This window comes from Flagellimonas sp. (assembly GCF_965215805.1).
Taxonomy (GTDB): domain Bacteria; phylum Bacteroidota; class Bacteroidia; order Flavobacteriales; family Flavobacteriaceae; genus Flagellimonas.
Window position 1 is genome coordinate 1,731,483 of the sequence record NZ_OZ244124.1, and the last position, 23,382, is coordinate 1,754,864.

14 protein-coding genes are annotated in these 23,382 nt (G+C 41.5%); 5 read left to right on the top strand and 9 right to left on the bottom strand.

Features of this window, described 5'->3' with window-relative positions; translation table 11 throughout:
• Position 1: 1 nt before the first annotated feature.
• Entirely contained in the window at positions 2-2,047 is a 2,046-nt protein-coding gene (locus ACOOE0_RS07740) for a DUF2231 domain-containing protein (RefSeq protein WP_420401896.1), read from the top strand.
• Here the strand turns inward: ACOOE0_RS07740 and ACOOE0_RS07745 are convergent.
• The 4 genes from ACOOE0_RS07745 to ACOOE0_RS07760 all read right to left on the bottom strand — a co-directional run bounded on the left by ACOOE0_RS07745 (position 2,040) and on the right by ACOOE0_RS07760 (position 5,942).
• On the bottom strand, positions 2,040-3,176 hold the full coding sequence (locus tag ACOOE0_RS07745) for a formylglycine-generating enzyme family protein (protein ID WP_420401897.1): 1,137 nt from the start codon (positions 3,174-3,176) through the stop codon (positions 2,040-2,042). The genes ACOOE0_RS07740 and ACOOE0_RS07745 overlap by 8 nt on opposite strands.
• Positions 3,177-3,187: 11 nt before the next feature.
• Positions 3,188-4,228, bottom strand: coding sequence for a UDP-glucose--hexose-1-phosphate uridylyltransferase (locus tag ACOOE0_RS07750; protein WP_420401898.1), 1,041 nt, complete (start codon positions 4,226-4,228; stop codon positions 3,188-3,190).
• A 2-nt stretch (positions 4,229-4,230) separates the two neighbouring features.
• Positions 4,231-5,361, bottom strand: coding sequence for a galactokinase (gene galK / locus ACOOE0_RS07755; RefSeq protein WP_420401899.1), 1,131 nt, complete (start codon positions 5,359-5,361; stop codon positions 4,231-4,233).
• A gap of 251 nt (positions 5,362-5,612) precedes the next feature.
• Complete coding sequence (locus tag ACOOE0_RS07760; protein WP_420401900.1) at positions 5,613-5,942, bottom strand: YegP family protein; 330 nt, start codon at positions 5,940-5,942, stop codon at positions 5,613-5,615.
• A gap of 229 nt (positions 5,943-6,171) precedes the next feature.
• Here ACOOE0_RS07760 and ACOOE0_RS07765 point away from each other — a divergent pair, with 229 nt between their 5' ends.
• The gene (locus ACOOE0_RS07765) at positions 6,172-7,002 is read left to right on the top strand and encodes an amidohydrolase family protein (RefSeq protein ID WP_420401901.1); all 831 of its coding nucleotides are present in this window, start codon (positions 6,172-6,174) and stop codon (positions 7,000-7,002) included.
• Positions 7,003-7,008: 6 nt separating this feature from the next.
• Here the strand turns inward: ACOOE0_RS07765 and ACOOE0_RS07770 are convergent, their stop codons facing one another.
• The 5 genes from ACOOE0_RS07770 to ACOOE0_RS07790 all read right to left on the bottom strand — a co-directional run bounded on the left by ACOOE0_RS07770 (position 7,009) and on the right by ACOOE0_RS07790 (position 15,820).
• Positions 7,009-8,343, bottom strand: coding sequence for an alpha-L-fucosidase (locus ACOOE0_RS07770; RefSeq protein WP_420401902.1), 1,335 nt, complete (start codon positions 8,341-8,343; stop codon positions 7,009-7,011).
• 28 nt (positions 8,344-8,371) lie between these two features.
• Entirely contained in the window at positions 8,372-10,516 is a 2,145-nt protein-coding gene (locus tag ACOOE0_RS07775; protein ID WP_420401903.1) for a GDSL-type esterase/lipase family protein, read from the bottom strand.
• Positions 10,513-11,517: a metallophosphoesterase family protein gene (locus ACOOE0_RS07780; protein ID WP_420401904.1), complete on the bottom strand. Its 1,005-nt coding sequence runs from the start codon at positions 11,515-11,517 to the stop codon at positions 10,513-10,515. Before ACOOE0_RS07780 ends, ACOOE0_RS07775 begins: the two co-directional genes overlap by 4 nt.
• A 10-nt stretch (positions 11,518-11,527) precedes the next feature.
• A complete protein-coding gene (locus ACOOE0_RS07785) occupies positions 11,528-14,308 on the bottom strand; it encodes an NPCBM/NEW2 domain-containing protein (protein WP_420401905.1) in 2,781 nt (926 codons plus the stop codon).
• Between the two features lie 81 nt (positions 14,309-14,389).
• Positions 14,390-15,820, bottom strand: coding sequence for an alpha-L-fucosidase (locus ACOOE0_RS07790; RefSeq protein ID WP_420401906.1), 1,431 nt, complete (start codon positions 15,818-15,820; stop codon positions 14,390-14,392).
• Positions 15,821-16,457: 637 nt separating this feature from the next.
• On the opposite strand from ACOOE0_RS07790, the gene ACOOE0_RS07795 reads away from it, so the two are divergent.
• From ACOOE0_RS07795 to ACOOE0_RS07805, 3 genes are all read left to right on the top strand, one after another.
• A complete protein-coding gene (locus ACOOE0_RS07795) occupies positions 16,458-18,134 on the top strand; it encodes a PQQ-binding-like beta-propeller repeat protein (RefSeq protein ID WP_420401907.1) in 1,677 nt (558 codons plus the stop codon).
• Positions 18,131-19,627, top strand: a complete 1,497-nt coding sequence (locus tag ACOOE0_RS07800; protein ID WP_420401908.1) for a DUF5018 domain-containing protein — start codon at positions 18,131-18,133, stop codon at positions 19,625-19,627. Before ACOOE0_RS07795 ends, ACOOE0_RS07800 begins: the two co-directional genes overlap by 4 nt.
• Positions 19,628-19,689: 62 nt before the next feature.
• The gene (locus tag ACOOE0_RS07805; protein ID WP_420401909.1) at positions 19,690-23,382 is read left to right on the top strand and encodes a YCF48-related protein; all 3,693 of its coding nucleotides are present in this window, start codon (positions 19,690-19,692) and stop codon (positions 23,380-23,382) included.

Here is a 23,382-nt window from a genome sequence, read left to right on the forward strand (position 1 = left end):
AATGCCACCAGGAAATTTACACCCTTTATTTGTTCATTTACCCATAGGAATATTGCTGTTGGCTTTCCTTATGGAGTTGTATTATCGCAAAAAACCTCTACCAAAGGACAACGGAACTATTTTGTTTGCCTTGGCAATTGGCGCCATCAGTGCATTAATATCGGTGGTCACAGGATGGTTTTTGGGTGGAAATGGAGGTTATGATGAGCAATTATTGGATTTGCATAGATGGATAGCCATAGCATTTTCGGTGGGGGCAGCAGTCCTGTTCTTTCTGAAGAAATCCAGCAATAAACAAGCTCAAAAGTCTTATATGCCCGTATTTGTGGTGGTGTTGATTTTGCTTACGGCAACAGGCCATTATGGGGGAAGCCTCACACATGGAGAGGACTTTTTATTTGCAGAAAAGTACGAAGACCCAGTTATTGAAAATGTGGAAAAGGCCGCTGTATATGCTGATATTGTTCAACCTATTTTGCAGCGAAAGTGTGTGAGTTGCCATAACAGCGGCAAAACCAAGGGAGGTTTGTTGCTGACTTCGGAAAGCAGTTTGGTTGCGGGGGGAGATTCAGGTGCCTTGTTGGATTCTTTGGAACAAGAGGGAATGAGCCTGCTGATGCATCGCCTTCATTTACCTCTGGAAGATGAAGAGCATATGCCGCCCAAAGGGAAAGTGCAGCTTACAACAGAGGAGGTTATGCTTATGGAATGGTGGATGGAAAACGAGCATTGCTTTGATTGTTTGGTGGAGGATTTACATCACGAAGGAAAGCTGACGACGGCCTTGGAGGCCCTGGAAAAAGACACCTCTGCTGAGGCACTGTTGGCAGAAAAAGTGGATGAGGTTCCCCAAGATTTCATGGATCTTTTGGCACAGAACAATATTTCTGCTCAACTGATTTCGGAGGAAAAGCCCTTGCTCTTGGTTAACTTTTTACAGCGTAAAAATCTATCCGAAGCTGATTTTGAATTATTGGAGACTTATAAGGACAATGTGGTGCAGTTAAATTTGGGCTATACCAACATGGACAATGAAATGATCGAGCTGTTGAAGCCCTTCAAAAACTTGATCAAGTTACAGCTGCAGAACACCCAGATAACCAACGAAGGTCTCAAGGAAATCAAGCGGTTTAAACTGTTGGAATCCCTTAATCTATTTGGAACTGCCGTGGATGATACAGGACTGGATCAGCTGTCCAAATTATCCAATCTAAAGAAGTTGTTTGTTTGGCAAACCCCAATGACCCCGGAAGGTCTGCTCGCTTTTCAAGAGAAACAAAGGCAGGTGGAAATACAGGGGCAGATTGCGGATAGCGTTTTTGCGGCCAGTACTCTAGGTCCGCCTACAATTATTGCGGAACATGAAGTTTTTAAGGATTCAATCCAAGTTTCCTTGGAGCAATTTTTTGATGGAGCCAAAATTTTCTACGTCTTGGAAACGGCTCAAAACGATACCTTGCCCAAAGAGTATGTGGAACCATTTTTCATCAACGAGACTGGCAAGTTAAGAACGTTTGCCACTTTGGACGGTTGGGAACCTAGCTTGGAAAGCTCCATGGATTTTTTGAAATCCGGGGTGAAAGTGAATCGAATTAGTCTGGCATCCGAACCGCATCCAAAATACGTTTCCAAAGGAGGCAACACCTTGGTGGACTTTTCGCGCGGCACCTCAAATTTTGTGGATGGCAAATGGTTGGGGTTTGAAGCAAAGCATATGACCGCTACCGTGGAATTTAAAGAACCAACCACCATATCCCATATTGCTGTTGGGAGCCTTTCCATACCCACAAATTGGATTTTTAGACCAGTCGGTTATACCGTTTGGGGTTCCAAGGATGGGAGCAGCTACACCCAACTAAAATCCATAGACCTTCCCCTTGGACAACCTTCAATCAATATAGAACGGTTGATATATGATATTGAAATCCCACCCACCCAGCTGAAAAAAGTCAAACTATTGGTGAAAAGTCCCCTTAAAAACCCGGATTGGCATCCAGTGCCTGGTGGGAAAAGTTTTATTTTCTTGGATGAATTGGTGTTTAACTAGAATCCTTTTTCTTCGGTCGGGCATCCAGAACCGTTCGGAATCCTAGATGTTCCAGTCCTGAATCCAAGCTTGTGGCCATCCGGGAGGAAATCCGATAACTGGCACAATAAGAAGCACTGCAAAGGAAGGATCCTCCTTTTATCACCTTTTCAACTGCATATGGATTGATGCTATTAAATGCCCTGCTTGCTCCTTGGGGATTGTGCTGGGTTTTTCCAGTTGCGGCCTGTTCTTTGTAATAATTGGTATTGTACCAATCGCTGGTCCATTCCCATACGTTTCCTGCCATATCATGCAGACCATAACCGTTAGGGGGATAGGACATTACGGGAGCTCTGCGTACATACCCATCACTTTGATCATTGGTACTGGGGAATTCACCTGTCCAGGTATTGGCATTTTTATAAAGGGAATCCACATCATCGCCCCAAAAATGAATCCCATTGGCGTTGCCACCTCTGGCAGCATATTCCCATTCGGCTTCCGTGGGCAATCTTCTACCGGCCCATTCACAATAGGCAATGGCATCTTCATAGGCAATATGAACCACAGGCTCGTTATCCTTGCCTTTTATGGAACTTCCAGGGCCGTTGGGTTGTTTCCAGTTGGCGCCAATGGTCCATTTCCACCATTGGGAATAATCTTGCAGGTTGGTGACCATCCCTTCTCGAAAGACCAAGGAGCCTGGTTGCAAAATGGAATCATGAGGCTTGGGTGTTCCCGCTGGAAGTTGCTTTTTCATTTCTTCCCAGTCAATTTTCCGTTCCGCTAAAGTGATATAGCCTGTTTCCTTGGTGAATTTGGCGTATTGGGCATTCGTTACTTCGGAAACATCAATAAAAAACCCATCAACTGCCACGGGGTGGCTTGGTTTTTCGTGGCCCATGGCCATGGGATCATTGGCAACCGCACCTTGATAGAAATTTCCCCCGGGAATCCATACCATACCTTTTGGCACCTCAATTCCTTCTGGGATTTTTGTAACTACCGATATTGGTGTTTCTTTTTTTATGGGGGGTTGGGTAGCTTCAACGCCTTTCGGGGCAGTTTTTTCCTTGCAGCCCATAAATAAAACCCCCACTATTAGGAGAAAGTTAAACGAGAATCGGATTAAATTTTCTTTGTTCATACTTGGGTTTTTTAAGATTGGCTGTAATGTACTTCGGATAATTCCCTCAAGCTTTTGGCCGCCATTTCTGCGGTAATATCGCGCTGAGGGTTTCCAAACATTTCATATCCTACCATAAACTTCTTTACCGTGGCGGATCGTAATAGGGGAGGGTAAAAGGACATATGGAAATGCCATTCGGGATGCTCTTTGCCATCAGTTGGGGCTTGGTGAATCCCACCTGAATATGGAAAGGATACCTCAAAAAGATTGTCAAACTTTATGGTCAATGCCTTTATAATAGCAGCAAAAGATCGTTCCTCAGAAGCGCTTAATTGCCCAATGTTGGAATAGTGTTTTCTTGGAATGATCATGGCTTCATAGGGCCATATGGCCCAGAAAGGAACCAGGGCTACGAAATCCTCGTTTTCAGCAACAATTCTTTCTTTAGCCTCCAGCTCTTGTTTTAGATAATCGCCCAAAAGGCTTCTTCCATGATTTTGAAAATATGCTAACTGTGTCGCCGTTTTTTTGCGTGGTTCTTCCGGAATGGAGGATTGCGCCCATATTTGTCCGTGGGGATGGGGATTACTGCATCCCATAATGTCTCCCTTGTTCTCAAATATCTGGACATGGTTGATGGCTTCCATTGCGCCCAGTTCAGCGTATTCCCGTTTCCAAAGTTTGACCACATTGGTAATTCCATCCACCGACATAAGAGGCAAAGTGAGGCTGTGGTCAGGGGAAAAACAAATCACCTTACATATCCCTTGTTCCGATATAGCTTTGAAAAGGCCCTCGTTGTACTCGGTTTGTTCCCCGTCCATTACAATGGCACCAAAATCATTTATAAAGGAAAAAGTGCTTTTGTAATCTGGATTGACCTCTCCATTGGCCCTAGTGTTGGTGGGGCATAAGTAACAGTTGGGATCGTATTGGGGTCGCTGGTCTGTAGCTGATTTTTCGGTCTTGCCCTGCCAAGGTCGTTTGGTTCGGTGTGGTGATACCAGAATCCATTCCCCTGTGAGAATATTATACCTCCTGTGCGGTTGTTCGGTCAACATCTTTGACATACTTAGCTTACCAGTTTTACCCCATCCCCGATGGCAACGGTGAACGGACTTAGTTGAATATTGAATTTTTCGGAATAGGCTTGGGACGCCGTTGCGATAAATGATTCCACTTGATCTTGCTGAACCAAGTTGATAGTACAGCCTCCAAAACCACCTCCCATCATTCTGGATCCAATGACGCCCTCGAAGCCTTTTGCCAGATCCACAAGAAAATCAAGCTCTGGACAGCTTACTTCATAGAGTTGGCTCAAGCCGGAATGGGATTCAAATAGCTTTTGACCAAAAGTCATTAAGTCACCATTTACCAAAGCTTCACTAGCCGCTATCGTCCTAGCATTTTCTTGAACTACATATCGAATTCTATCAAAAGTCTTGGAAGCTAGACCCGACCCTATCTCATTTATAATTTCCTCTGGAACCTGCGCCAATACTTTTTGCTCAGGATATTTGGCCTGTATGGACTTAAGTCCTGATTCACACTCCTGACGTCTGAGGTTGTACTCGCTCGTGGCCAAATTATGCGATACATTGGTGTTTAGCAGCACAATGGAATAGGAGTTGAAATCTGCAGGAACGTATTGATAGGATTGATCGTTGCAATCCAAACGAATTAGATTTCCTCTTTTGCCACGGACCACAGCAAACTGATCCATGATACCGCATTTGGTACCTACAAAATGGTGCTCGGCATCCCTGGCCATGGTTATGATTTCGTCATCCGTAAGCCCAATGGAAAACAGCTGGTCAAGTCCTTTCGCAATACCACATTCCAGGGCAGCGGAAGAACTAACCCCGGAACCAATGGGCAGTTCGCTTTCCACAATACAATCAAACCCACCAATTTTGTTGGGATGCGCTTGATCAATAAAGTGGACCACACCCAAGAAATAGTTATGCCATTCCTTTTCACTGATTTTGATTTGGTTTAGGTCAAACTCAAAATGATCATCATAATTTTTGGAGTAGCAATTGCATTTGGAGCTATTGTTTTTTCTAAAATGAAGTCTGACTTTCAGATTGATGGCTGCCGGTAGCACTTGGCCGCCATTATAATCCAAATGTTCCCCAATAAGATTGATTCTTCCAGGGGATTCAACACGTATTTCAGCTTCAAAGTTTTTGTAATCCGACATGGTATGGACAGGATTTTATCGTAATTCTCCAGGGTGATTTTTGCGCGTCTAATTTCCTATTTTTTTTGATATCGGGCATTGATTTATTCTCAAAAAGAAAACCCATTTTGTGATTTTCCATTTGAAACTTGTTGAAATATGCCCTTGGATTTGTGTTGTGTAGGCCTTGCAGAAGAAATGATGGCAACAAAAAAACAGCCCAATTGGGCTGTTTTAACTTTTGGATGTAAAAAGGATTTCCTTGGTAGACCTTACGAATTGTCCTCTACATCAGCACCGGGAGCATTACTTTTCACTGATGCAATTCCATTTTCCATGGCGGAAGAGCTGGAATACATTTCACTTGCTCCAATGACCTGACCGTTGGAAGCTTTTAAGTTAAAATAAGGACTTCCATCCTTGGCCGTTTTTCTATCGTATCGATTGTCATCTTGGGAATTTGTTTTAACGGATTCAATCCCATTTTCGCAGGCAGCTTTGGTAGTGTATGCTTCACTACTTAGAATTACTTGTCCGTTGCCTGCTTTTAAGTTGAACCTAAATTGCCCTGATTTGTCTGTTTTAATTTCGAATTTACCCATGGTAGTATTTTTTAATTGTAATAAAACTAAGTTTTTTCTTAAAACTATGCTAATTAGACACAGCAATATTTACAAAGTCACAATTCACCGCTTTTCACCTCTGATTTTCCAGTTATCCAATCTGGGAATGGATAAGCTTCATATCACAAAATTCCCTCGAAAATAGAGGTCTTTGCCCAAAGAAAAACATTAGATTTGATACATCCAACCCTATAAAACCAGTGCTAAAATGACCATTGATTCCCACCAACATTTTTGGAATTACAACCCAGAGAAACACGCATGGATTGATGATGAAATGGCCGTTATCCGCCGTGATTTTCTTCCAGAACAATTAAAAAAGGTCTATGCAGAGAACGACATCAACGGCTGTGTAGCAGTGCAAGCGGACCAAAGTTTGGAAGAGACAGGTTTTTTGCTGGATTTGGCTGCTACCCATGAATTTGTAAAAGGAGTTGTAGGTTGGGTGGATTTACGAAGTGTTTCCGTTGAAAAGGAATTGGAGAAATATCAATCCAACCCTTTCCTAAAAGGGTGGAGGCATGTGGTACAGGGGGAGCCTGACCATAATTTCTTGTTACGCCGCAGTTTTACCAGGGGAATATCCCTCTTAGAGAAGTATGGTTATACCTATGACATCTTGGTTTTTCCCCATCAGTTGGGAGCGGTTTTGGAATTTGTAAAACAATTTCCCAACCAGCAATTTGTTATTGACCACATTGCAAAACCCTATATCAAAGATGGCTTTTATGATGGCTGGGCCGTACTCATGCAAAAGATTGCAGAGCATGGAAACGTGCATTGTAAGCTCTCAGGAATGGTTACCGAAGCCGACTATAAACATTGGGTCCCCGATCAGTTTGATTCGTATATCAATTTGGTTTTGGAGGCTTTCGGTCCGGATCGGATCATGTTCGGTTCAGATTGGCCTGTTTGTCTGGTGGCGGCCAATTACCAACAAGTAAAGCAATTGGTCACCAACGCCATTGCAGGCTTGAGCCAGTCCGAAAAGGACAAAATAATGGGAGCCAATGCCATGGCATTTTACAACTTGAAATAGCTTGTTTTAGTTACTTTCTATAACTGCTCCATCTTCACGGTATAGGGCTACTTTTCCATCCAAAAGTAGGGCTAGTACAGTCATTTCTTCATCCAGCACATGATCGGGGACGTTGATATAGGTGATTCCAGGATAATGGCTCCAGTACACTTTTCCAACAACCTTATGGGACAGTTTTGACCCTTGGCCTACCACCCAAATACGGTTGATTTTGTTTTTAAGCCCACGGACCACAACTTCTCCCTGGGGATTGCCTTTTACAAAAAGGTAAAGAATGCTCCGGTCTTTGGATAAAGTGGTTGGACCATAAAAATGTTCTTTAGGGATACCGGCAACCGTTCCATAGATGGCCTCTTGATGTTTGTTGGTCCATCTTCCCAAGCCCTTTAAGATGCCTACCTGTTCTTTGGGGATAGTTCCATCGGCTTTGGGGCCAATATCCAGCAATAGGTTGCCTCCGTTGGCAATTACATCAGAGAAGATTCCTATGATTTGTCCTGTAGTCTTATAGTCATGGTCGTTTTTTTGAAAACCCCAAGAGTTGTTCATGGTCATGCACAGTTCCCAAAATTTGCTTTTAGGTTTGGTAATGGGCATTCCCTGTTCCGGGGTTGCATAATCGCCTTGATCCCGCAATCGGGAATTTAAAATGGTATTTGGATTTTTGTCCAAGAGCATCTGTCTCACCTTGGGAGCTTCCCATTCCTCGGAGTTATGCTCCCAGTCCCCATCAAACCAATAAAGATCGGGATTGTAATTCTCGGATAGCTCTTTCAACTGTCCTTGGTAATAGTTTAGGAATTTTTTCCAGCGATTAGGCTGTTCTTCAATTGTATAGCGAATGGAGTCCCGCGTAAAATGGGTATAATCCCCATAGGACCAGTCTGGCAAGGAGTAATAAATTCCAACTTTAAGTTGGTTCTCTCTCAACTCGTTAACAAAGGGGGTCAATACATCTTTTTTGGCTGCGGAACCCTTGATGGCATTCAACTGGCCAAATTTGGTATCCCACAAAGCAAAACCATCATGATGCTTGGAGGTAATAACCGAGTAGCGTGCACCGCTTTCTTTAATTAGTTGTACCCAAGCTTTTGGGTCGTATTTTTTTGCAGAGAATCCCTTGGTTTGTTTCAAGTAATCTTTATGGGAAATGTACCCATTGAAAAATGACCATGACTCGTCTATTCCATCCACGGCATAGAGCCCCCAGTGAATAAAAATCCCAAGTTTGGCATCTTTGAACCATTGCATTTTTTTCTCCTTACGTGCAACAGAATCCTGCGTTTGGGAGTTCATGGGTAGGAAAACCAGTAAGGCTATGGCGACAATTATTTTTTTCATTTTATAGTATTCTATTCACTTTTATTTTCTAGTTATTGGCTTCCAATCTTTCGATTTGTTCGGCAATAAATGCTCCCCAAACCTCATAGCCCGCAGGTTGCAAATGAATGCCGTCAGCACTATAATAATTGCTGTCCAACTTGCCTTCTTCATCAATGAAACTTTCAATCAAATTGAAATAATGAACGGACTTTTCATCTCCGAATGAACTAATGAGCTTATGAACCTTCTCATACTTCTTTCTTCTTTCCGAGTTTTTGTCCAAACCAGTGGGGAGTGGGCCAAAAAGTAGGATGTTGGAGTTGGGTAATTTCTCCCTCAATAATTCAACGTTCAAGCGAATGCCTTCGGCAATTTCCTCTGCGGAGTTATATGGAAAATTGTTCACCCCTATGGCCAGAGTGACAAACTTTGGGCTTCCTTCATCGTAATGACCATTTTTAATTCTCCAGGCGGTATGCTGTGTTCGGTCACCCGAAATACCTGCACAGACCCAATTTAAGTTTTTAAGGTGCTTTTCGGCTGCTGGGAGCCCTGGTTTATAGGTGGTCAGCGTACGGTTTCCACCCCAGCCTTGGGTTATGGAATTGCCAATTAATAACAGATCTAAGTCACCCGAAAATCGACTTAAAGAGTCAATGTCCTGCATTTGGTACCACCAACCTTTACCCTCTTTCCATCCAGCAGCGGATCGGTATTCGGAACCAGGCGAGGGTATGGACGCAAAATTGACTTTTCGGCTGGAGGTCCTCAAGATAAAATCCACAATCGGTGTTGGATTTTCCAAACTATGGGGATGATGACCCACATCGGGTTTGTATATGGTCTTTATATTTCCACCTGCAGCTTGAATTTCCTGCTCGAAAACCACCGTATTCTCTTCAACTGGAACTACCTTATCCGCTTCTCCACAAACATGAAGCATGGGAAACCCAGCCTGGGCGAGGGTGGTGGTTTTATGGATTGGATTTCCATCAAAATTAGCAAGATTCGATTCTGAGGAAAGACCGTATACCTGTTTAAACCGTTCCCAATCCGAGGGACTCCCTTTACCATTCCCTTTACCTCCGGGCCAACTTGTACCATCCAAAACAGGCGCATCGGCGTATACGCAGACCACTTTTTCAGGATTGGCGGCTGCCCAGTTATAGATAATCAATCCGCCACGACTCATGCCTTCCAAAACTACTTTTTCCGAAAGTCCTGCCCCTGTCATAAAATCATAAAAGTCGTTCCAGCGGCTCACAGCTTCTTTGTTTCCAAACAGATTGGACACATCGCAATAGGCAATATGAAAACCTCTTTCCAACAAGGCAATATCTGTTTGGGGTTCATGGCCCCAAAATCGGGCACGAAGCACCCATGGTTTTCCTTTTACCGTCCGTTTGGGTTGAACAACTTTACAATTCAGGTCCTTGTATTTGAAATTGGTCTGTTGAAACCCATGAAAATTTTCCTTGCTTTCAATTTGAACACCCTGATTTTCCAAGATGTTGTAAGTCGATATGGTCTTTTGCACCAGCTGTTCATAAACCCGCTGCGCCATTTTAGTTGCTCCCAATGATGATGGGTGAATCTTATCAGGGAACATGGATTCGTCCCCAGCAAATATTTGATTTAGGTCCACAACTTCACTTCCTGTTTCATAGGCCACTTTTTGGGTAAGTGGGATGATTTTATCCTGGATAATGGGATTCCAAATACTGGTGGAGTCCTCTAGAAAAGAAGGTACTGGTAAAAGAAGTACAACTCTTGTATCCTCATTTTGGGTTTTGAAGGATTGAATTAGTTGCGCATAATCCTTTTCAAAATCTGTGTCCAGATAGACTCTATTTTGTTGTTTGGAATCATTGGTGCCCAGTTTTATAAAAACAATATCTGGAGCAAAAGCCAGCGCTTTTTGGTAGGCATCGGATTCCCAATAAGGATGATCTCCCTTTTGCAAAAGCGTATTACCGCTTACCCCAAAATTTTCAACCTGATATGCATCGCCCAAGAGGTGCTGTAGTTGTTTAGGGTAGGCATTCATTTCCCTATTGGCCATTCCTGAACCATAGGTAATGCTATTCCCCACACAGGCAATTTTGATAGGAGCCTTGTCAAGCGTGTTTGTGTCCTGACATGATGATAGCAGTACTGCAAGCAGGGTCAGCAAACACAAAAAATGCCTCATGACTTCAACTTCATTTGGAATCCTGTGATTGTTGGAACAATGGGGTCATGTGGAGCAGGTTCAGGCATTCCCATTTCCTTGGGGCCAGGACCAACAAATTCAGTTTTTCTGGGCTCCAAGGTGATTTTGTCTTTATCGATTTTCATGAAGGTGAACAAAGATTCCTTATAGGGAATGGTGTATTTGATCCACTTATGCTGCGCGTCAATTTCCTTACTATATCGGATAGTTTGGTAGTCACCGCCCACCCAGCGATAGGATGCACTGTTGACCTGTAAATAATAAATCCCATTGATCTTGGTCATAAAGTCAGTGTGGTGATGACCGCTCAGGCAGCAGAGTACTTTTTGATATCCAGCAGATGCATTGGCCTCTTCCAAAATCTTTTGAATTTCCTTTAGGTTGGCGACCCCTCCATCCTCCAATTCCAAGGTTTGATGACTGAAGATAATTGTGGGTTTGTCTGTTTTATCCAAATCGTCCTTGAGCCACCTTTGCTGTTCCTGGCCTATGTAACGATTATAGCCTTCCCAAGGTTTTGGATTGGGATCATTGCCATCCAAGACCACAAAGTGGATGCCTTTTTTGTCAAAGGAATAATAATTGGAAGGCATGTCCCAAAACGTTCTGGTTTGCTCTTTGGTAAACCCTAGATCGGTATCGTGATTACCAAGTACATGGTATTTTGGACCCGCATAGCTGTTCCAAATGGACATGAAATCTTGATTTTGATCCCGAGGAATGCAAAAATCCCCTAGTTGGATAATGAAATCGAGCTGACGTTGGTTGGCCTCATCCATAAATGCTTGCAATCGGGCTTCTGCATCATGCATTATATCCTGATGGACATCTGCAATTAGTCCAATCTCAAGGGATTCCTTTTTGAAGCTATGGGGAAACACCTCTAAAGGCAAAATCATGGCCGTGCCCGCCATGGCGGAGAGTTTAATAAAATCCCTTCTGCTTTTATGACTCTTGATTGTTTTGTCCGTTGTTCCCATTTGTTTTTTCTTATTCGATTACAAGCCAGGTGTATCCGTTTGCTGGAATATTTACCTCAATATTGATTTTATAATCCCTAGTTAGCTGATACGTTTTGAACGACCCTTCCTTTTCCTTAACCTTGGCTGTTTCCGTTAGCCCTGTATAGTATAATGGAAGGTCAATTTTTCTAAGCATATCCTTGTCTGTGGGATTGAATACCATAAGCAAGCCTTTCTCCTTTAATCTTGGATTCACGTGCATAAAACCATCCCAATCCTTTCCCGAAGGACGCCTTAAATGGATGATATCGCTATTCAAAATCTCCCGATAATTCTTGTACCAATCAATGACCTTTTTGACTACCGTTTTGGTTTTTGGGGTATCGTACAACCTAGGCCCGCGATAACAAGCCTGAACCCCAGAACCGTAATTCTGCATCATATGGCTTTCGTAGGCATCCAAGTGCTCATTTAAAGGTTCAAGTGTCGCCGCAGCGCCACCACCATGATATTCCGTCAAGGGAACAAATGTCCAGCACATACTGGGAATGCTTTTCCAAAGCCCGTCATAAATGTTGCTGCGCCCCAATACCAATTGTCTGTTTCTGGGCAAGGACCAATTGACTTCCCTATAGCCGATACCCGTTTTGTTGGTTCCTGAATTGAGATAAAAATCGGGAACGTTCATATAAATTCCCTGGGCACGCATCCACTTGTATAATCCTTGGATTTGGGCATACTGTTTCCATTGGGAATCTTCCAATCCATTGTGATGCGCATGACGGGTTGAAGCGCAAACGTTTCCTGGATAGGATCCGTCATTTTCAAAGACCTGCATCCCCGTTTTGGTAAAGAACTTTTTGATTTTTCTAAAATAATCGTAGCCCCAGTCGCTACTCAAACAAGGTGATGAACCGAAGATCATACCTCCTCGTTTTCCGGTTTTAGGGTTGATGACATCCACCTCATCACTGATCCATCTACTGGAGAGGAGGGAATAACCTCCGAGTTCCACTCCCTTGGAATTGGCATAGGCTACCAAATCCCTGAATTTTTGGTAATAGGCCTCGGACTCTTTTTCCATATCCAATCCGCTTCCGAAGCTTAAGATAATCATTTCGTAGCCCACTTCAGCACATTGGTCCACGGCGGTTTTTATCTTTTGTGGATCCGTTGAGGTGAGATGTAAAAAAATGGGATTTTCCGTGGTCCATGGTGAAATGGTCCGATACATTTTTCTTAAGAAAAGCCCCTTGCGTTCCTTGTCAAAACTATCAAACGGGGTTTCCCATACCCTGAAAGTGGTCAGGGTATCCCCAGGTGGAATACCTGTGTCTGGTCCCAGCGGCGGTCGTACCTCCAAGATACATGGCAATTGCAGCGGGTAGTTGGTTTGGGAGGTGTACCTTGAATCTACTTCCCAATAGGTGGTTTTATCCGATGTTTTTTGCTGCATGGCCCCAAAGGCATAATCCGTTTCAATGTGAATGTTCGGTTTTTCAAAATGCTCTGGAACGTCCACCAAACTTTCACCTTCAACCATCGCCAGTTGTTCCAACTTAAAATGATTCAACTGCACCAACAAATCCCCTTCATTGATGACCTCTATCCACTTGCTCAAAGTGGGCAATCCATCGTATAAAGCATAGTGGACTTTGACTTTGATTTCGTCCTTAACCAAAGTGAACACCAATTCCTTTCCCTTGGGCATATTCGGATTTGAAGCCCATCGGACGTGTTTCCATGCTAAGCGATCTTCGATATCCTTTATCTCAAAATTTTGAATCAGAAAGGCATTTGGAGTGGCAGCCAACTGATCTACCCATGTCATTAGGGTATATGCATATTCGGGTTGTTTGCTGAGTCCGCCGATAGTATAAGGTTTGCCATCTATGGTCAATACTCCTTCATTGGAAACTGCACGAAGCAAGCTTTCACCTGTCATTTGATTGATATAATCAATGGTTGCCAGATTGGGGGATAGGCGAAAAACTCGAGTTACAAGTCCGTTGGAGAGGACAATATCTTTGTTGGTGTTGGTACGATAAATGTTTGCCTTGGCTTGGGAATTGTCCAGAAGCCAATCGTATTTGGGCTGGGCCAAAGGCGTTTCTGTCTTTGGTAAGGCGCTTATCTTCGCCATCAACCGCTCCTCTAGGGCCTTGTCCATTGTTGGAGCTTCACCAATGTACTCAGCTTCCACAATGATTGGGGCAATCTCAAAATATTCGATGCTTGGATTTATCCAAACCGCGTGGTCACCACTGGCTCCATCATCGCCATCTTCCACAATCAATTCCAAAATACCTCCTTTTACCTGTAGATCCACATTTTTGGCCGTATCGCCCTTGCGCATCAAACCACTGTTAAAGACCTCCTTGCCATTATGAAGCACTTTAAAAATGGCACTGCCTTCATCAACATTTCCGTTGGCCCCTTCTAGACCCACAAACTGTTTACGGGTATCTGTTACCTGATAAAACATGCGTTTACCATCAGTCAACGGAATGCTCTTGATGGAGCTTGCCGAATAGTCTATCTTGGAATCGTTGATGCCGACCTTGGCCGAAAAATTAGATCCATCATACATTTTGATTTTGAGGGAGGAACGGGCATGCACACCAATTCCTTTGTCAAACCCTTCACCGGCTATTGATAATGGTTCGCCCGCAACGGATTTATTTTTTACAGGAGCGCTATAGCTTTGTTGGGCCAGGGTAATTTCCAAGTCACCAACATCAACATGGGATTGGGCATAGATCATGGGTACACCCATCAAAATGAATACTAATATCTTAAGTGTTTTCATCTCATCCACTGTCGTATTATAGGAAGTTGGTCATAAAGGATTTTGTCCCTTGATCCGCTAATACCTCAAAATTGCTTACCCTTATTTTGTTATTCTAAAGGTATAAGCATATAGATCTGTAGGCTTAATCTTGTTGGGATCATATTCTGGCATTACCAAAACCATGTCGTTACCAGCTTGTTTCCAAGTTACTTCTTTACCAGTGGCAAGTAGTACCACTTTGGTTCCTTTTTTAGGGTTAAAATCACGTATGGTCAGCTCTTTGCCAGGCCATTTTGGGACTATGGCAAAATAGGCTTCTTGGTTTTGTGTGAAAAATGCTTCCTTGACTGCATACCCTTCTTCTGGGTCAACGGTTTGCTTCAAGATAAAATCCCCGCCCAGATAATGCTGTTCGGGTTTGTAATTTTGAATGCCTTCAGACCATTGAAAAGAGTGCTTCCAAGGTCTAGTGCCGTAGATGGCCTCCCCATTGGTTTTCAACCATTGTCCAATGTTCAAGAGACGTTCCTGCATGATGGGTGGAATGGAACCGCGCCCATCCGGTCCAATGTCCAACAACAAATTCCCACCCGTACTAACAATGTTGACAAGCATCAAGACCAAGGCTTTGGGAGAGTTGTAATCTTGGGCATCTTCATTTTGGTTATATCCAAAGGAGAAACCCATGCCCCTGCATTCCTCCCAGGGTTTGGTAAATTCAGGAGCTTCGGACTCGTATTCCGTGGTAAAATAGCCCCCGTGTATTTTTCGAATCCCTTTGCCCCAACGGTCATTGATCACAATGGAGTTCTTGACAGTGGATTCATTGAAGAGCCAGGCAAGAAATTCCTTGGACTTCCATTTGTCATCTTCCATGTCCCATTCTCCGTCTGCCCACAGCACATCCGGTTCATATTTTTGCACCAAATCTTTTATTTGGGGAAGGAAGTGCTCATCCACAAAACGAGGCTTGTCTTTTTGCCACCATGGATGGTACCATTCGTATAAAGAATAGTAAAGCCCCATTTTAATGGGTGTTTTTTTGATAGCCGTAGAAAGTTCGCCAACCAAATCCCTTTCGGGTCCAATTTCCATACTGTTCCAGGCAAAACCTCGGTCGTTGGCTTGCTCGTTGGGCCATAAGGTAAATCCATCATGATGTTTGGAGGTTAGAACAATATATTTGGCTCCAGCTTTCTCAAAGAGCTGTGCCCATTCGTCGGGCTCAAATAAATCGGCTTTAAAAAGATCACCAAATTGGTAATAGCTAAAATCCGCTCCATATTTCTTGTTATGGTATTGGGTGACCTCGTCTCCTTTAAAATCCCCATTACCAAAAAGGGCAGAGCTTTGTAACCAATATTGATACCACTCAGAATAGGTTCCTTTGGGCGACCATGCCGGTACGGAGTAGGGTCCCCAATGGATAAAGATCCCAAATTTGGCATCTTGGAACCAATCGGGAACTGGTCTGGAATCCAGAGATTCCCATGTGGGTTCATAAGGTTTTTGGGCATGTATTAGCGCCATGCTAAATAAACAAAAGAGTATAAGGACAGTTAGTTTTTTTGAGCTGTTCATATCGATGTTTTAGTCCAGTTCTTTGGAATTATTGGAGTAGATGTTGTAGCAAGTTGTAAAAATAGCGGCCTTGACCAGGGTTAGCTTCTAGAAATTATGCTTCTGTCGATACTTTTTTTGCCATCCTTGAAAATCGCAAAGTATGATGGTCTAAAAACTACGGGATTGCATGCGTAATTTTTTCAGAAAGCTTTAGTGGTTTTTGCAATCTGTTCCGAACTTAATGTCTTGTTTTCAAAGTTTACCAATGGATCTTTTTTATGCACAAAGCAATGCTCACCTATTAACATAGTTGAACTTTATATGTTGAAATCTCGAATACGAGTTACGTTTGGGTATTTGTCATTTTTCACCCTTTGATTTAGAACTTTTGTCCCTTCTCCAATTATCAGAAAATTCATTGTTAAATGATGAAAAAATCCTAATACTTTATCAATATTTTTTTAACTACTTATTTGTTTTTGGACTAAAAAAATTAAGTTTAATCGATCAAGTCTTTGTCTTATTTATCTGAATAGCTACTTTAGCATTCACATTTTTACATGACTTAACCGAAATGACCAAATTTCCATGCCCAAGTCCTAATTTGATTTGGAATTTCCCCAGTATTTTTCATTTTCCTTTTGTTGCTTTGATTATTCTTTTTCAATCATCCTGTAGTAAGGAAGAACCCAAAAGTGCAGAGAATAACATTACATCATTCCAACTGAACATTAACAACAGCCTACACGAAGGTTTGATTAATCAGCAAACGGGTAGAATTACTTTCGAATTTGCAGAGGAGCTTCCCGTTTCATTGACTCCTATCATAAAGTTTCCTTCAACAGCGTTTATTAGTCCATCTGCAGGTTCCGCCCAAAATTTCAACAATGTTACCAGATATACCGTGACGGCTGAAAATGGAATGGAAAAGGCCTATACTATTGTGATTGAAAGATCAACTACTGCCACAGAGAATACCCTGCCTGGTGCTATGGAGTTTGTAGGTGTGGAGTTTAATAAGCGGGAATTTACTATAGATTGGACTGATGCTGAAGATACTGACCCTATAACCTACCATGTGTACAAAAATTCAGTAAAAATTGGGGAATATGAGGAGTCAGTTGCTACAATGGCGTTTACGTACAACCAAAACGAGAAGATCACCATTTTTGCTACTGACCAAAAAGGAGGAACCAGCAAATTGGAGTTTGATATAGAAGCACCTGAAAGTGAGCTTATTTTTGTAACAAACTCCTCTGGGGTGATGTATGCAATTGATACAAAAGTTCAAGATATCCTTTGGGTGGGCAAGTCAGCCGACCGTTTTTTTGCCCCGCCTTTAAATAAAAATCAAGTGCTTACCTCTTGGGATAGAAAATTGACTGGACTAGACTTGTTGACAGGAGAAGAAGTGCAGGTATATGATAGTATAACATCTACTAGATACTCTAAATACCAAGACATTGTAATCGACAAAGATTTCAATTCAGTTTACTTTAAGCACGGAGACGGAAAGATCTATTCGGTTGATTCCAATGGAGGAGGCGAGAATTGGGCAACCTACCTGGGCAATACTTTTTCTACGCATACACCTACTACAATTTCAGAAAGTAATATATATACAATTAGTGGTAGGGATGACGTCCTATTTTGCATAGATAAGCTAAGTGGTGAAATTCAATGGCAGTATGATTTAATAAGTTCTTCCAATCAAGGAGTTCCGTCATACAGGCGAAATCCAATTGTGACTGGCATTTCAATATTCTTTGGAGGTGATGGTAGGGTGTACTCACTTAACAAAAATACTGGAGAAGAAAATTGGGTGATAAATATTAACAACCCCTCATCTTTTAGTCAGTTTGGGGAACAATTAATTATTGTTGCCTTAGAGGGTATATATGGCATAAACCCTCTGAATGGATCAATAATATGGAGCAAAACAACAACTTGGGGAACTGTTTCGACCCCGTTTCTGGAAAATGAAACTTTGTATATGGGCATAATTGGCAATGGCGTCGGCTCTATTATAGCTATAAATGCAAAAAATGGAGATGAAATATGGAAAAGAGATGTTTCTGGCTCTGTATCTGCATCCCCCGTGGTATATGGTGAAAAATTGTATGTGTGCGACCGTGAAGGCTTATTGTATTGTCTAAACACAAAAGATGGAAACTTGCTTTGGCAAATAAGAATTGGAGATTACGTGGATACTTCTCCCACTTTTGTCAAAGGGAATGGGGAATTAGTTGTTTATCCAAAAGTATTAGGTTTTACTAAATGAAAAAAACAATTATGTATTGTTGGGCCTTCATTTTCTTTTTGGGCTGTTCGAAAGATGAAGGAGTCGTTGAAGTGCCCTTGAGCAGTGAAAATTATATTCTAAATTTTGAATTGCCCATAAATGGGGAATTGATTCAAGGAGATATAATTGATGCTTCAAAGAAAATAATGTTCAACACCCAAAATGCTGAATTGGCTAATTTAACTCCACATATAACCATATCATCAAAATCCAAAATCAGTCCTTCAGAGTCCTCTGTACAAGACTTCAGCTCGCCGATTTTCTATACTGTAACTGCCGAAAACGGAGAAGAAAGAAACTATGAGGTGATTGTAAATGATGAAACGGTAATATTAACTGATGAGAACAAGTTGTTATCATTCAAATTGAACATTAATGGTGAAGAAATAATTGGCCTCATAGACGAGGAAGAAAAAACGGTAACCTTCAATGTTGCCGGCGCTGATTTGAACAATTTAACACCTACTTTCGAAATATCGGAGCATGCCACTGTAAACCCCGGTCCTGGGGAAGCTCAAAATTTTAATGAAATTGTATCCTATACCATCCTAGCCTCAAATGGTTCCCCTGCAGTTTATAGGGTTATTATAAACAATAGACCGTTAAGTACTAAAAACAATATTACTTTCTTTTCCGTAAGGAATGGCGATACAGTTTCCGAAGCCAAAATTGATGAGCAATCTGGGATAATTTGGTTTGATTTCGGGGATTTGGATAGGTCACATTTGACCACAGAAATAACCATACCGGAATATGCTACAATTTCCCCTGAAATTGGAGATATCCAGGATTTCAGTAATCCGGTAACGTATGAAGTTACTGCTGAAAATGGAGAAAAAAAAGAATATAGGGTCATCGCCAACTTCCCTCGGGTTGAAAGGATAGGTGCTTTCAGCAACCCTGCCAAGTTTTTTGTAGGAGCAACTTTCAATATCCAGGGTGCATTTATGGATGCTGATGCCCCCGATGCTCAGATTTATCTATATGACGGGTCCAATAAATTTCCGATAGAAATTTTGGAGACCACTAACTATGAGAATGGATTGATGCGTGTTTTTAATGTTAGAGGGTCAATTCCTGAACTCACGCCCACCAATGAAAACTATAAGGTAGTATATGAAGCAAATGGTATTGAAGTGGTTTCTGAATTTACAGTGGACATCAAGCAAGAGAATGCACCCCTGCCTTTGTCGGTTGACAAAAACCAGTATGGATATAATGATGAGTTGGTCATGTTAGGTGAAAACTTAACCACCTACATTGCTATTCCTGCCCCAAACGGTTCTACATATCTCATGGACCCAAGAGGTTCGCAGATTCAAGTGAATGAAGAAAAAACGGAATTACGGGTGGTCTTGGATATTCGGCAACTATTTCCTTCGTACTACCTTGATCCGGAAAGGGAAACCACCATATACATATTGGATGCTGAAAGAAGAACAGGTCGAACGATTAAAGCTAACTTTTATTGAACTTAATACGCAATCACCATAACAATTTGCATTGTATGCTATAAACTAACTCTTACCAACTTATGCTTAAAAAACTACACTTCTGCTTGTTTAGCACACTTTTATGTCTTTTTTCCAACGCACAGCAAAGTTGGGAAACCTTAAATCCCAAACCAAGTTTTTTACCTGGTTGGGATATTCATTTTGTATCGGATACTGAAGGATTCTATATCACAAGTAATGAGCTGTTTCATACCATAAATTCTGGAGAAAAATGGGAACTTAAAGCACAGCTATCTGGCGCTACCGATATGGCGTTCAATGGAGCAACTGGAGCTATTGTTGGAAACTCAGGGTATGTGTTAAAGACGGAGGATTCAGGTTCTACATGGTCCACAAAGAATATCGGAATTGCTGAACCTCTGAACACAATTACTATTTTGGATCCAGATAACCTGATCGCTTCCAGTAACAATTCAATCTTCCTTTCATCCAATGGAGGAGATACCTGGATTCAAAAAAATATCCCAGATGGTAGGATCAACAAAACATTTTTTGTGAATGCTACAGTAGGCCATGCTGTTTCCGACAATGGTCAAATCTTTAAGACCGTGGATGGTGGTGACAATTGGTACATTACGGCGGACTTCACCAATGTTGCACCCAATTCTTTTTTTACAGTCCATTTTAAAAGTGAAAGCATTGGTTATGCAACAAGAGAGCACAGTCAGTTGTATAAAACTATTGACGGTGGGGAAACATGGCAGGAAATGAATAGACTAACGGAGCCTATTCTCGAATTTCAATTTATTGACGATAACATTGGATTTGGGGCAGGTGAATATGGGGTTCTCAAAACTACCGATGGTGGGGATAATTGGAGTAGAATAGGAGTTGATTTGGCACGCATCGAATATACAGATATGTATGGGGTATATTTTTTTGATGAAAACAGAGGTTTTGCAGTTGGTCAAAGAGGACGGATTGCAATGACCGAGGATTCTGGTGAAAATTGGGAATTATATGCTCCTATCAACGGGGTTGGACAAATTGAGTTCTTACCTAATAATAACGGAATCATATCTGTTGGCACCGAATTTTTTGAATCCTCAAACAACGGTCAGGATTGGGAATATTTGGGAACCCCAAGTGTTGGCAATTATTTGGGAGAATTCGATTTTATTGGAGATAATGTTGGTTTTTGCATTGTTGATGTTTCTACAGGGGCGGATGAAGTATACAAAACTGTGGATGGTGGAAAAACATGGGTTAAACCTGAAAATGTTGGACTTTACTTTGATTACGGAGCTTATTCTTTTGATTTCGTGAATGAAAATTTGGGTTTTGCCAGCGGAGGTTTTAACACCAGAAGAACCTATAAAACGACGGATGGAGGAGAAATATGGCGTGTGGTTCTTTTGGAATCACTTGGTCAAATTCAATTTTTAAATGAAAGTATTGGTTATGGTAGACGAGTTGGCAGCGCAATCCCAAATGTAATATTCAAAACCACGGATGGCGGTGAAAATTGGAGCCAGAATTTTGTGATTGAAGAGGAAATAGGGGATTTTTATTTTCTCGATGCCCAAACTGGCTATGCTGTGGGAGATGATGGTTTTGGAATTAAAACTGTAAATGGTGGGGATAGCTGGGAAACACTCGAGTTGCCTTATCGAGATTTTGAGTTTGTTAAATTTTTCAATTACAACATAGGTTATATTGCCGATGACTACGGAGCTCTATATAAAACGGAAAACGGTGGCCGCACGTGGGAATGGATATTCTCGTTGTCTGGTCTAAATGATATAAACATAAACAACCAAGAAGAAGTTTTTATAACCGGAAGCTATGGAAAAATACTAAAAAGCCAAGTAACCTATCAAGAAGTGGGAGTTACTGTTGGGGCGCCAACGGATATTACGGCAATTTCCGTAAATATTCCATGTGTTTTTGCCTCTAATTCAGAAGCGCTTACCAATTTAAGGTTGGAATATGGTGAGAACGGCTCTCTTGATAATGTAATTGAATTTAATGGAACTGTCCAATCGGGCAGAAATGAAGATTTTATAGCGTCAATCAATGGGCTGGAAGCCGCAACTACCTATGATTATAGAGCTGTGGCAGTAAAACAAGGTGAAGTATACTATAGTGAATTGAAAACTTTTACAACACCCGAAAACTTTAGATTAACAATCAGTCCGGTATATAATTATAGTGCGGAAAGTGCAGTGGTATCTGTACAAACATTGACCAATAATGAGCCTTTGTCCCAGATTAGCTTTGAATATGGTATGGATGAGAACTCTTTGGAAGAAAGTGTACCGGCCAGCCCATCTACTGTAACCATTAACGATGGAACCGTGAATGTCCAGGCTACCCTGGAAAGTTTGAATGCTGAATCCCAATATTTTGTTAGAGCGAGAGCTGAATATAATGGTGAAGTAGTTTACTCTGGAATAACCAATTTTACTACTAGGCCAGAATTTAACGTCAATTATTTTATTCCCAATATTTCGGGTTCTGATGTTACCTTACGGGCCAACATCAGTGCGTATAAGGATAATTTAACCGAAATTGTTTTTGAGTATGGCCCTGAGAATTTTTTAAATCAACAAGAAGGAACCCCAAATATAATTGAGATCAATAGAACAGGCTACGTTTCAACTACTATTGAAGGTTTGACCCCCGACAACATCTATTACTATCGTATTAAAGCAAAATTGGGAGAGAAGGTCGTAAATGGCCCCGAAGCAATCTTTAGCCTTTCCGAGAACACGGTTTTACTGAATGATCAAATTAAAGAAATAGGAAGAGAATCAGTGTTGGTTACTGGTAGGGTTTTTTCCAATACAGGTATTTTGAGAAATATACAAATAGAATATGGTGTTGATAATCAATTTGACCATAGTACTTTTGCCACACCAAGTGCTTCAGGCTCTGGAAGTACAATAGCAATTGAAGGATTGCTGACGGGCTTGTTATCCGAAACACAATACAATTACAGGCTAAAAGGTACAGATTCCAATGGAATCGATCACTATTCAGAAGTTAGCTCGTTTACTACTCTAGAACCTTTACCCGCAAACAATTTTCGAATTACATCAACTGATGAGACATGTCCTGACAAAGCTAATGGAACATTGCTAATTGAAGCCCTAATAACTTCTGAATACAATTTATACTTGGAAGATGAATTGTACACATTCAGCAAGGATTTTATGCTTGAAAATATGCAAGCTGGGACATATTCAATACGTATTTTGGAAGTCGGTGGCAGCAGCACATACTTGTATGAGTTTACTATTCTTCAATCGAAAGGTTTGGAAGCGAAGACCACAACAATTGTTGAGGGAACCGGAAAAAGAATCAATGTACTGGTTGATAAAGGTAGCTTTCCTTTTACCGTTGCGGTAAATGACGAAAAGCTTGGAGAATTCAATACGAATAGTTTCTCTTTCCATGCGAACAACGGAGATAAAGTGAAGATTTCGTCTAAGTATGATTGTGAGGGATCATATACCATTGATGTTGGGGGAGAATTAGTACAGGATAGTTATGTTAATCCTATTGAAACTGAGGCGGTATTTTTTATTCATGAAAACAATGAAATGATTAGTGTCCAATTGTTAAACGTTCAGGGGATGTTATTGGAGTCATTCAAGGCTAAAGTGCAGAACAATAGTATATCGGTTGATTTTAAAAACTACCCAAGTGGAGTATACTTTATTAAGTTGCTAGGCTTATCTGAACGAACCCATAAAATACTTAAAAGATGA

Bases quoted from the DNA above. Each gene is read 5' to 3' on its own strand.
- ACOOE0_RS07790 (WP_420401906.1), bottom strand. From the start codon at position 15,820: ATGGCGCTAATACATGCCCAAAAACCTTATGAACCCACATGGGAATCT.
- ACOOE0_RS07750 (WP_420401898.1), bottom strand. From the start codon at position 4,228: ATGTCAAAGATGTTGACCGAACAACCGCACAGGAGGTATAATATTCTC.
- ACOOE0_RS07805 (WP_420401909.1), top strand. From the start codon at position 19,690: ATGCTTAAAAAACTACACTTCTGCTTGTTTAGCACACTTTTATGTCTT.
- ACOOE0_RS07765 (WP_420401901.1), top strand. From the start codon at position 6,172: ATGACCATTGATTCCCACCAACATTTTTGGAATTACAACCCAGAGAAA.
- ACOOE0_RS07770 (WP_420401902.1), bottom strand. From the start codon at position 8,343: ATGAAAAAAATAATTGTCGCCATAGCCTTACTGGTTTTCCTACCCATG.
- ACOOE0_RS07775 (WP_420401903.1), bottom strand. From the start codon at position 10,516: ATGAGGCATTTTTTGTGTTTGCTGACCCTGCTTGCAGTACTGCTATCA.
- ACOOE0_RS07800 (WP_420401908.1), top strand. From the start codon at position 18,131: ATGAAAAAAACAATTATGTATTGTTGGGCCTTCATTTTCTTTTTGGGC.
- ACOOE0_RS07745 (WP_420401897.1), bottom strand. From the start codon at position 3,176: ATGAACAAAGAAAATTTAATCCGATTCTCGTTTAACTTTCTCCTAATA.
- galK (WP_420401899.1), bottom strand. From the start codon at position 5,361: ATGTCGGATTACAAAAACTTTGAAGCTGAAATACGTGTTGAATCCCCT.
- ACOOE0_RS07785 (WP_420401905.1), bottom strand. From the start codon at position 14,308: ATGAAAACACTTAAGATATTAGTATTCATTTTGATGGGTGTACCCATG.
- ACOOE0_RS07740 (WP_420401896.1), top strand. From the start codon at position 2: ATGCCACCAGGAAATTTACACCCTTTATTTGTTCATTTACCCATAGGA.
- ACOOE0_RS07780 (WP_420401904.1), bottom strand. From the start codon at position 11,517: ATGGGAACAACGGACAAAACAATCAAGAGTCATAAAAGCAGAAGGGAT.
- ACOOE0_RS07760 (WP_420401900.1), bottom strand. From the start codon at position 5,942: ATGGGTAAATTCGAAATTAAAACAGACAAATCAGGGCAATTTAGGTTC.